The 10874-nt window shown below is 62.4% G+C and carries 11 protein-coding genes, 1 pseudogene and 1 riboswitch; of the genes and pseudogenes, 9 read left to right on the plus strand and 3 right to left on the minus strand.

The annotated features are described in order from the left end of the window. Positions 1-33 precede the first annotated feature (33 nt). The gene (locus NKI52_RS27125) at positions 34-1098 is read right to left on the minus strand and encodes a putative urea ABC transporter substrate-binding protein (RefSeq protein ID WP_023679467.1); all 1065 of its coding nucleotides are present in this window, start codon (positions 1096-1098) and stop codon (positions 34-36) included. Positions 1099-1199: 101 nt separating this feature from the next. After that, positions 1200-1315, minus strand: a riboswitch (guanidine-I (ykkC/yxkD leader). Between the two features lie 381 nt (positions 1316-1696). Here NKI52_RS27125 and NKI52_RS27130 point away from each other — a divergent pair. The 7 genes from NKI52_RS27130 (at position 1697) to NKI52_RS27160 (ending at position 7210) form a co-directional block, all read left to right on the plus strand. Further along, entirely contained in the window at positions 1697-2341 is a 645-nt protein-coding gene (locus tag NKI52_RS27130) for an NADPH-dependent F420 reductase (RefSeq protein WP_352578215.1), read from the plus strand. Beyond that, positions 2334-3833, plus strand: coding sequence for an aldehyde dehydrogenase family protein (locus tag NKI52_RS27135; protein WP_352587437.1), 1500 nt, complete (start codon positions 2334-2336; stop codon positions 3831-3833). Before NKI52_RS27130 ends, NKI52_RS27135 begins: the two co-directional genes overlap by 8 nt. Next, positions 3830-4600, plus strand: a complete 771-nt coding sequence (locus NKI52_RS27140) for a type 1 glutamine amidotransferase domain-containing protein (protein WP_352578217.1) — start codon at positions 3830-3832, stop codon at positions 4598-4600. The genes NKI52_RS27135 and NKI52_RS27140 overlap by 4 nt, the downstream gene beginning before the upstream one ends. 145 nt (positions 4601-4745) lie before the next feature. Next, complete coding sequence (locus NKI52_RS27145) at positions 4746-5090, plus strand: hypothetical protein (RefSeq protein WP_352700316.1); 345 nt, start codon at positions 4746-4748, stop codon at positions 5088-5090. Between the two features lie 75 nt (positions 5091-5165). Continuing rightward, complete coding sequence (locus tag NKI52_RS27150) at positions 5166-5960, plus strand: helix-turn-helix domain-containing protein (RefSeq protein ID WP_352700317.1); 795 nt, start codon at positions 5166-5168, stop codon at positions 5958-5960. 63 nt (positions 5961-6023) lie between these two features. Next, positions 6024-6215, plus strand: a complete 192-nt coding sequence (locus NKI52_RS27155; RefSeq protein ID WP_352587523.1) for a YdeI/OmpD-associated family protein — start codon at positions 6024-6026, stop codon at positions 6213-6215. Between the two features lie 185 nt (positions 6216-6400). Further along, positions 6401-7210 (plus strand): MBL fold metallo-hydrolase, encoded by an 810-nt coding sequence (locus tag NKI52_RS27160; RefSeq protein WP_352700318.1) that lies wholly within the window; start codon positions 6401-6403, stop codon positions 7208-7210. 160 nt (positions 7211-7370) lie between these two features. On the opposite strand, the gene NKI52_RS27165 is transcribed toward NKI52_RS27160, so the two are convergent. After that, the gene (locus NKI52_RS27165) at positions 7371-8240 is read right to left on the minus strand and encodes a LysR family transcriptional regulator (RefSeq protein WP_352647932.1); all 870 of its coding nucleotides are present in this window, start codon (positions 8238-8240) and stop codon (positions 7371-7373) included. A gap of 231 nt (positions 8241-8471) precedes the next feature. On the opposite strand from NKI52_RS27165, the gene NKI52_RS27170 reads away from it, so the two are divergent. Together NKI52_RS27170 and NKI52_RS27175 are read left to right on the plus strand one after the other, a co-directional pair. Beyond that, on the plus strand, positions 8472-8627 hold the full coding sequence (locus NKI52_RS27170; protein WP_156937304.1) for a YjiS-like domain-containing protein: 156 nt from the start codon (positions 8472-8474) through the stop codon (positions 8625-8627). 10 nt (positions 8628-8637) lie between these two features. Further along, positions 8638-9621 (plus strand): aldo/keto reductase, encoded by a 984-nt coding sequence (locus tag NKI52_RS27175; protein WP_352700319.1) that lies wholly within the window; start codon positions 8638-8640, stop codon positions 9619-9621. A 160-nt stretch (positions 9622-9781) separates the two neighbouring features. Here NKI52_RS27175 and NKI52_RS27180 read toward each other — a convergent pair. After that, positions 9782-10874: pseudogene (locus NKI52_RS27180) on the minus strand (hypothetical protein); the annotation flags it as partial.

Raw genomic sequence — 10874 nt, forward strand, 5'->3', positions numbered from 1 at the left:
CGGTTCCTCTGGCTAGCATGTCGCGCTCCCGCGTCAGAGCGTTCCGCCCGCCGCCTCTGCCATAAAGGCCTGATCGAAGCGCAGCTTGACGTTGTTGACGTCGCCCAGCGTCGAGCCGTCGGGGAAGCTCATGCCGATCACGTCGACGCTCGGCGCGTTGGTACCAAGAATGCCGTGGCTGAACAGGAAGTTGCGCACCAGATCCATGGTCTTCGGCAGTTCGGCGCCGTTGGTGAATGCGACCGCCTTGGCCGGCTCGAAGAACATCGCCGTTGATGCAAGCTGAGCGTCGAAACCGGCAAGATCCGTCCCCGACGCCTTGGCCATCTCTTCCTTGGCCGCCTTGCCTTCGGGCGTACCCGACGTCATCAGCGCCATGGCTTCATACCATGCACCGACAAGCGCCTTGCCCAAGGCCGGATTGTCCTTCAGCGTCGCGGTGTTGACGACCATCATGTCGATGATCTCGCCGGGGATCTCAGTCGAATCGAATACCTTGTGGGCGCCCGGCATGGCAGCGATTTCCGAGACCAGCGGATTCCAGGTGACGACGGAGGTGACGTCGCTGGTGCCGTAGGCAGCGACCATGTCGGCATCGGAGGTGTTCACCACCGTAATGTCCTTTTCGGCCAACTCCACCGTCTCCAGCGCGCGCGCAAGTAGGTAATGTGAGACGGAGAGCTCGACGAGATTGACCTTCTGGCCGGCAATATCCTTGAGCGCGGTCTTGTTCTTGAGGATGACCGCGTCGTTGCCGTTGGAGAAATCGCCGACGATCAAGGCCGTCGTGTCGACACCGCCGCCGGCCGGGATCGAAAGCGCATCCATGTTGGTCATCGAACAGCCGTCAAAGCCGCCGGCCGTGTACTGGTTGATGCTCTCGACATAGTCGTTGATGCGGGTGATCTCGACATTGATGCCGTATTTGTCGGCCCACTTCTTCATGATGCCGCTGTCGGAAAGATAGCCCCACGGCATCCAGCCGACATAGATCGACCAGCAAATCTTGAAGTCTTTCTTGGGCGCCGCTTGCGCGGCTGAGATGAAGGGGAGGCTGAGTGATGCGGCTAGGATGATTGTGGCCAGTTTGCGAAACATTACATACCCCTGTTTGCGATCCGGATTGCGTCCGAACGTCTGTTGGGGGGTTCACGGAGCGCGCATCCGGGAGAGGTTCGCGCCAGCAAACCCGTGCAGGGTTCTCCCGGGATTTTGGCCCGCCGTGTTCCGCCAGATGCCTCAATGCATCTCAAGCGGTCGCGTCTCTTGGACCAGCACCGTGATCGACACGGCCGGAACCCTAGACGCTCTGCACATGAATAACGAAGCAAGGGGCGTGCCAGTCCGGAAAGCCGTCCTGAGGCGGCCTTTCCCCGGATTTGCAGGCAATCGCGTTATGCTGATGCCACAAAAGTCATCGCAACGCCGACGGATTAGGCAAGGAAAATCTAGCGTCAACCAATATGAGCAAGCTTGTGCCCTGGGGACCTCCGCTGATCGCACCCTGCTCTATGGTCGCCCACACATACATGCCCAATAGGGACACGTTCGGGAAGGGCGTGAGCGCGCGGCGGATCCGGATGCCAATTGGCGCCGACCCATGTGACGAGTGCGCCCGATCGTGCAAGGGCAATTCGTGAAATAAGCGCGACTGCAATGATGCTAGGCAAGCCCGATCGCGTGTCGGGAGGCAGTTGTGAAAGTTGCGATCATCGGACCAGGCTCGCTCGGGAAGGCCTTGGCGAAATGTCTTGGCCTCGCCGGGCACGAAATTCGCCTCAGCTTCAGTCGTGACGAAGGCAAGTTGCGCGCAATCGCGGCAACCCTCCGTGTTGGCTTCGGTGCCCCTGACGAAGTAGCGAGATGGGCCGACGTAATTGCCCTGGCGACGCCATGGCCGGCTCTCGAGCTGGCGATGGACGCGCTTGGCGATTTGTCGGGCAAGATCGTCTGGGACAATACCAATGCAGTCGCACCTGACCTTTCCACGATGCTGCTAGGCACTACTACGTCTGTAGGCGAGGAGGTTCAGAGGCGCGCGCGGGGCGCCCTTGTCGTCAAGTGCATTCCGACCTTTGCCGAATTGCTTGACAGGGATGATCCGCGTCTCAACGGCGATCCGGTGACGAGCTATGTCGCCGGCAATGACGCAGATGCCAAGGCGGCGGTTTGCCGGCTTCTCGCCGATCTGCCGACAATACCGGTCGATGTCGGCGATCTCACGGCCTCGCGCCTGATCGAGCCGATGATGCTGCTATTGGTCCAGCTCGCCTATCGGCGCGGGATGGGGCCGACAATTTCCTTCAATCTCATTCGACAGGACGGACGGACTCATGACTGATTATCTACCCGCGCGGCGCAAGGCGATTCCAGTAGGACGTCTGCTGATCGATGGCCAATGGCGCGATGCCGTCAGTGGCGAGACTTCGACGACTTTTGATCCGACCACGGAGGCGGCGATCACCGATATTGCGAAGGCGGACGTCACCGACACGAGCGATGCCGTCGCGGCCGCGCAGCGGGCTTTCGAGCAAGGACCCTGGGCGCGGATGCATCATGAGGAGCGCGCCAAGATCCTGTTTCGCATCGCCGATCTAATGGACGAGCGGGCCGAGGATTTCGCGGTGCGCGAGGCGATGGATATGGGTATGCCCTATCGCGATTTCCGCGATATCATCATGCCGCACTGCTCAGGACTGTTCCGCTTTCATGGCGGGCTCGCCATGAGCGCGATGGACGGCGCCTATCGTACCAGCTACGAACCAAATATCAGGATCCTGACGCGGCGCGAGCCGCTCGGTGTGATCGCTGCGATCACCCCGTTCAATTTTCCCCTCGCGCTGTCCTGTTCGAAAATCGCGCCGGCACTCGCGGCGGGTAACACGGTCGTTCACAAGCCTGCGACCGACACGCCCCTGACGGCCCTCGCCTTGGCGCAAGTGATCCTCGACGCGGGCGTGCCGCCAGGCGTCTACAATCTCGTCACCGGCCCGGGCGGCACCATCGGCGACGCGTTGGTCAACGATGCCCGCGTCGGCAAGATCGCCTTTACCGGGTCGACCACCGTCGGCCAGGGCATCATGCGCAACGGTGCCGGGACGATGAAACACCTGACCATGGAGCTCGGCGGCAAGAGTCCCAATATCGTTTTCGCCGATGCCGATATCGATGTCGCGATACAGGCAGCCTTCTGGGGCATCTTCTGGAACAAGGGCGAAGTCTGCGTCGCCGGATCGCGCCTGCTGGTTGAACGCGCCTGCTATGACGAGGTCGTCGAGAAGCTGAGCGCCATGGCGAGGTCGGCGACGCTCGGCGATCCGCTGGACCCTGCGACGATGATCGGGCCGATCGCATCGCGGGGCGAGTATGACAAGGTCTTGAGCTATGTCGAAGAGGGCAAGCGCACCGCGCGACTGGCCGCGGGCGGCGGCACCCGCCAGGTCAACGGCAAGGGCCTCTTCATCGAGCCGACCATCTTCGCCGATGCGACCAACGACCTAAGGATATCGCGCGAAGAGATTTTCGGCCCTGTCCTGCCGGTGATTCCATTCGACAGCGAGGAGGACGCGATCCGGATCGCCAACGATACGAGCTACGGGCTCGCCTCGGGCATCCAGACCAGCGATCTCGGCCGCGCCTTGCGGCTCGCCGACCGGATCAAGGCAGGCACGGTCTGGCTGAACTGCTGGCACAAGTACCATCCTAATGCGCCGTTCGGAGGTTTCAAGATGAGCGGCTATGGCCGCGAGCAGGGCCGCGAGGCGTGGGAAAGCTACACCCAATACAAGACGATTTGGGCGAATCTTGGCGAACCAGTCGAGATGGCGCGATGAGCGTGCGCGATTCCAACCCACTCGACCCGCGGCATCCTAAACGCGTCGCGATGGTCCTTTCAAACCCGGCTGTGTCAACCACCACAGGCTGGCCGGTCGGGTTTTGGTGGAGCGAGTTAACTCATCCCTGGCTCGCCTTCACCGAGCGCGGATATGGAGTCGCGATCTTCTCGCCTGAGGGCGGCAAATGCGAGGCGGATGCGTTGAGCGACCCGCGCGATCCGTCCGGCTATTCGGATACGGATCTGATCTCGCTCGGTTTCCTGTCGACGCCGAAACTGGCGGCGCTGGTGGAGACGACCCGGCCCATCGCAGAGCTGTCGGTCGACGCGTTCGACGCTATCGTCGTCGCTGGCGGCCAAGCGCCGATGTTCACCTTCGAAGGCGCAACTGAGTTGCAGCGGCTGTTCATCAACTTTTTCGCGGCCGGCAAGGTCGCGGCCGCCTTGTGTCATGGCGTCGCGCTGCTGCGCTACGCTCGCCTCTCAACCGGCGAGCTGCTGGCCAAAGGGCGCACTGTTACGGGTTTCGCCAATGTCGAGGAAGACTTCGCCGACAATGCCGTCTGGGAGATGGGCGCGCTGCCACACGGTACGCATCTGATGCCATGGCGGATCGAGGATGAGATGCGTGCGCTCGGCGCGAATTATGTTCAGGCCGGGCTGTGGCGCGATTTTGCCGTGCGCGACGGCAATTTGATCACCGGCCAGCAGAACTTCTCCGGAGCGGCGACCGCCCGTCTTGTCATCGAGGCGCTCGGTGGCTGAGGACCAAAGACCGCTCCTGTCGGTGAAGTTCGGGAGACAAACTCGCCGTCAGGGCGGGCGATGCCAAACGACATCGGCCCAATAGGATCCGGGTCCGTCCAAGAACTCCACCTCAAACAACCACTATCAGCAGCGAGGATGAACCATGGCCGTAGTGACGACACTTGATATTGCCGGCCTGACGGCCGAAGATTATAGCCGCATCCTCGATCGGATCGGCGTGGAGAAACGGCCCGCTGGCGGCATCTACCAGCACATCGCGCATGCCACAGACGATGGTTATCGCATCATCGAGATATGGGACGACAAGGCAGGCCTGGAGCTCTTCTTGCAGGACATATTGTTTCCCGCCGCACAGGAACTGCAAGTTCAGCGTGAAATGACCATTATGACCCAGACACTGCACAACATCTTTGTGCCCCGGATTGGTGAACTGACTGCCCTGGCAAATGATGGGCCTGGTGGACCAGTCAAACGGGCAAAAGTGTAGGCATCAAGGATCGAGGATGCGGCGATCGATCATCGAAGTCCTGGAGGAACTTGCGTCCGGACGCCCGGTACAACGATGGTGACCGCGGCAAGTGCAAAGAGGTTGTTCTTTCCTGCCGGCGACTATCGCCATGCGCCGGCCGGAGTCGTTCAGCTGCGTGTGATTCGCAGCGGTTCATCCTATGCAGAGATCGATCTTGGCCGCGGGCTGCGGCGCGTCTTCACCCGCCCCGGCGACCTGCTGCTCAGTCTTCCCGAGCGTGCCACGCGGTTCAAGATCGAGGAGCCGCGAGAGCTGACGATGATCACCGTTGACTCCGCGCTGGCGTCAAGGCTCCTGGTATCCGCAGGCGGGACCCCCGAGGACCTGGCAATCCTGACCGATCGACCGATACGCGATTCGCTGGTGGCCGAGTTGTGCCGACGCCTCGAAGGCGACCCGCCAGCCAACCCGATCGTCCGCGAATGGACGCTGGGCCTGGTTTTCGCGAACCTGCTCCGTCTCGGGCATGCACGCCAGCGGCAGCAGAAGTCTCCGGTCCTAACCTCGCAGCGGTTCGACCGGGTCCTCGCTGCGATTGACGGCGATCTGGAAAAGGGGGTGTCGATCGACCATCTTGCCGGAATCGCGGGAATACCACGACGCGCCTTCACCGCCGCCTTTCGCGAGGCGACGCAATTGCCGGTACATCAATTCATTTTACGCCGCCGCGTTGATCGCGCGGTCGAGCTTTTGGAAAATAGCAATCTGCCGCTGGCCGAGATTGCTCAGCACGCGGGTTTCACTCACCAGGCCCATATGAATCGCGTCGTGACCCGATTGAAAGGGCTGTCGCCAGGCCGGCTGCGGTCTCGCAGGCGCGACGGCTGACTTGTGATCTATTCCAGCATCGAATGGCGGAGATGTGAGTTGCTGAAACGTCCGTTGGCTAAGATGCCCGACAGTTTGCGTGCAGAGCTCGAGGCCGCAAATCTGATAACTGCTTTCGAGCAACGGCCTCCCTATCAGCGCAATGATTACTTGCATTGGATCGAGCGCGCCCGTCACCCGGAAACACGCCGAAAGCGCATAAATCAGATGATTGACGAGCTTACGAAGGGAGGAATCTACATGGGAATGCAATAAGAGTTGGCATCGCCGCGAAGCTAGCAGATCCGTCAACGATCATCTTCCGATCCGTGGCCTATCGAGATCGGGTGCTTTCCGCATTGATCTTCATCGATTTCCCCACGTTTTTGCGCAGAGGATGCAGAGAGCCAAATAGTGACAATCGAACCTATCCTCCATTTTCGTTTGCGGCAGGTGGCCATATGATCGTGACATCGCAAACTAATAACGTGCTCGGCAGCACGTCGGGAAGGTGGCGCGTCTGGTCGCTCTCGGACGGTTACATCGAGATGCCGGCGGACCTTCTGCGGGACCCGCAGGATAATCCGGTGCCGCAAGCTGCGTTGGCAGGGGCGCTTCGCCTGTCTGTCAATTGCTTCGCCCTCGCAGGTCCAGGCGTTGACGGCGTTCTGATCGACAGCGGAGGAGGGGGCTGGGCCCCGACAGTGGGGCGTCTTGAGCAGGCCATGGCGGAAGCCAAGATCGACCCGGCTTCGATCACGGTCTTGGCGCTCACCCACGCCCATCAGGATCATGTGCACGGACTTTTGACCCCCGACGGCCGAGTGCTCTTTCCAAACTTGAAGGCGATCGTAATTCCCGAAGCGGCTGTGCAGAGCTTTTTCGCTTACGCGCACCTTGCGCAGTTCCGGCCCCTGCTGAAGCCTGTCCAGAATGGCGACCAGGTGGGTGAGCGATTGAGGGCGGTCGCCTTGCCCGGTCATGCTGCCGGTCATACCGGCTACACGTTCGACACGGACGAGGACCGTTTCCTATTCTTCGGGGACATCGTTCATGTGCCGGCCTTGCAGTTCGGCAATCCCGCGTTCAGTTGGGGCTATGACGACGATCAGCTGACCGCGCGCGCAACCCGCCTAAAGGTTTTCAGTGACGCGGCCGAGGCGGGGACGTGGATCGCCGGCGCGCACCTTGGCTGGCCGGGCATCGGTCGCGTGGTGCGTAAGGGCGAAGCATACGGCTATGAGCCGGCAGGAGGACGAGTGACCGGATAGGCGGCCCCGTGCTGGTCGGTTTATACCGCTCTCTTCGCCCAAGGCAAGGATCTCTACGAGCAGCGCGCCGCACTCCGGCGTCCTCAACGGCGGCGGTACCATCGTCCGGCCCACCAAAATATCTGATTCTTGATCCACTGGCGGCCGATCTGCCTGAGGCTTACCGGATCGGCGTCTCGCCGCGAAACAGCGGCTGGTGCGCCCGCATCAAGGCGGCGATCCGGTCGGCGACTTTCCGTACCGGCGGGGAGTGACGTTCCTCGTGATGGGTGACGATCCATTGGTCGGTTTCAAGTTCGGGGATAGGCTGAGCAACGCGAACCAGCCGCGGATCGCCGTCACCGACGAAGCACGGAAAGACCGAAAGGCCGGCGCCGGCGGCCACCAGTTCGCGCACCGAATGGGTGTTGTTGCCGCGTACGGCGATGCGGTCGCCGTGATGGGCTTGCAGCCAGCGCGCCGAGGCAATGTTTGCGCCTTCGCCGGTGACGCCGACGAACAATCCGGCGGCGATGCCGTTGATCAGGTGACGTCCGGAATAAATGGCGTGGGCGACCTTGCCGCTCTGACGGCCGGCCAGCCACTGCTCGGTCGGGCGCTCGCTGCGGATGCCGATGTCGGCGGCACGGCGGCCGATGTCGACCCGGTCGGTGGTGGTGACAAGCTCTACCCTTATGCCGTCATCGACCGTCCAGATCTCGCCGATATGGGCGGAAACGAAGGCCGAGGTCCATGGCCCGGCCGAGACGCGGACAATGCGGTCGGGCAGGTTTCCCTCGCGCCAGCGGGTCAGCGACTGCATTGCCGCCTCGACGTCTTCGGCGCGCCGCAGCAGTTCCTCGCCGACCGGGGTCAGCCGGTAGCCGGTCTGCTGGCGCACGAATAGAGGTTCGCCGATCTGCTTTTCGAGCGCGGTGACGCGTCGTCCAAGGGTGGCTGCGCTGCGGCGCGTGGTTCCCGTCGCTGCGCTCAAGCCACCCAGCCGCGCAACGTCGAGAAACAACCTCAGATCGTCCCAGCCGATATCCATTTTGCAGAAATGAAAAACTCCTTGCGACCGTGGCTGTAGCGCAAAGCGGGCATCGTGCGCAAGTATGCAGGCATTGGAGGCGTTGGACAATCCTGCCTGGCGGGACAGGGGCAAGCGCCTCGGCTGGCCAAGAAGCGAGCGCAGCCCTTTCGATCGCGCATGCGATTCGCGCAGAGGCTTTGCGCTTTCGACCAACCCAGGCGGGCATTCTGCGTGCCAAAGGAGACGATCATGTTGGATGAACTTCGATACCGTTTCGCCCGCTGGATTGCCTATCGCCAGACGCTTGCGAGCTTGAGGCAGGCCCGGGACAGCACACTGGCGGATGCCGGCATTTCTCGCGAAGAGATCCGCGAGCGTGCCCGCCACGCCAGCTTGCGTCGTTGAGGAGCCGGGCATGCAGATGATGATGCTTTGGGGTGGCCGCTCGGTACCGCGCATCGGCATCGGCACTTGGGCGGCGGGTGGCCCCGCGCGTTGGCGTGACACGGCGACAATCTATGGCGAGGTCGACGATATCAGGTCGCAAGCCGCGCTGGCGATGGCTTATGAGATCGGCGCGCGGGTGTTCGACACGGCTGCCGCCTACGGCGCCGGCAATGCCGAACTGATCCTCGGGCGGGCGTTGAGGGGTAAGGACGAAGCCGTCATCGTCACCAAGGTCGGCTATTTCGGCGATCCCGAAACGCGTAAGATCGCACCCGAGGATGCCTCTGCCGCGGCAATCCGGACATCGATCGACAATTCGCGGCAGCGCCTGCAGCGGGATTGTATCGACGTCGTGCTGCTACATATCAACGAGTATCCGATCGAGCGCGCCGGCGAGGTGTTCGATACGCTCGGCCTGTTGCGCCAGGAGGGCAAGATCGGCGGCTTCGGCTGGAGCACCGATCACCGCGGACGGCTTGCCGCCTACGCGCCGCGCGAAGGGTTCGTCGCCGTAGAGAACGACTTCAATGTGTTTACCCCGGCGAACGAGCTGATGGCCGTTGCGGCGCGCGAGAACCTCGTCTCGTTCAGCCGGCTGCCGCTGGCAATGGGGCTGCTCACCGGCAAATACACGCCGGCCATGCGGCTGCCCACCAACGATGTGCGCGGCGGGAATGCCGAATGGATGGTGTTTTTCAGGGATGGCGCCGCCAACCCGCACTATCTGTCAAGGCTCTCGGCAATCCGCGACCTGCTCACCTCGGGCGGACGCACGCTTGCGCAAGGCGCGCTCGGCTGGATACTCGCCAAGTCGGCAATCGCCCTGCCGGTTCCCGGCTTCACGCGGCCCGAGCAGGTCGAGGACAATCTCGGTGCGCTGGAGAAAGGGCCGCTGCCGGCAACGGTGATGGCCGAGATCGACGCAGTGCTGAAAATTGCCGAGACTGCGTAGGGTGTGGTGAATCCGGAATTCGCATTGGCGATAATGCGACCAACTTCGATCTCTCTGCTGTCTGCCGATATCGCATTTTTCTTAGTCAAGCTTCCGTGGCGCAATTGAAGACGGACGGAGCGGCGGACACGCTCGAGTTGAAGGTCCGCCGCTCCGGTTTTCAGATCAAAGAGTGATGCTGCAACGGGAGATGGGTAGCGAGCTGCGCTTGAGCTGCGCCGCCGACCGCGTCGCTGTCGAGAGAGAGCGACCCGGTTGAGCTGTCAAAGATGATGTGGTGGGAACCATCATCCGTGGCCGTAACAGCAGGGGACGTATGCAATGAAAGCCCTCCCGACTTGAGGTCGGCAAGCGCGGAGTGGTCGAGCTGGACTTTGTCCTGAAGCTTGCTGAAGTCGAAGGCATCGTTGCCTCCGTGGCCAGACATGATCTCGGCGGCGGCGCCGTTTTTTGCCTGGGCGCCGACACTTTCATCGGGCTGGACGGTTTGCGCGAACCCGTGGCGGATCAGGCTGGTTGCCGTCTTGTCGGATGGATCGTTGGTCGGGAGAAGTTCCGAGCCGGCCGAAAGAGAATGGCTCAACGAGGCCAATATGCGGTCAACGCTGCTGCCCTCGCTTACCTTGTCGCCGGCATTATCGTGGGTGGTGTCAGTCGAACTGCCATCGCTGGCGAGGAGGTGAGAAAGCGCGGTCTTGTCGTGACTGCCATCGCTGGTGGTGGCACCGGAGGCGGCGGTAGCAGTCGAACTGCCGTCGCTAGCGAGGAGGTGAGAAAGCGCGGTCTTGCTATGGCTGCCATCGCTGGTGATAGCGCCAGAGGCGGCGGTATCAGTCGAACTGCCGTCGCTGGCGAGGAGGGGCGACAGCGCGGTCTTGCCATGACTGCCATCGCTGGTGGTAGCGCCGGAGGCGGCGGTAGTAGTCGAACTGCCGTCGCTGGCGAGGAGGGGCGACAGCGCGGTCTTGCCATGACTGCCATCGCTGGCGGTAGCGCCGGAGGCGGCGGTAGTAATCGAACCGCCGTTGCCGGCGAGGAGATGCGAAAGCGTGGTCTTGCCATGATTGCTATCGCCGGTGGTGGCTTCGGAAGGGGCGGTGGCAGTCGAGGTGCTGCCGCCGGTGATGGTCTCGGCCGGGGCTGTGGCGGTCGAGGTGCCGCCGCTGGAGGTGGCTTCGGAAGGGGCGGTGGCAGTCGAGGTGCTGCCGCCGGTGATGGTCTCGGCCGGGGCTGTGGCGGTCGAGGTGCCGCCG

Source organism: Mesorhizobium sp. M0590, from assembly GCF_040320905.1.
Classification (GTDB): Bacteria; Pseudomonadota; Alphaproteobacteria; order Rhizobiales; family Rhizobiaceae; genus Mesorhizobium.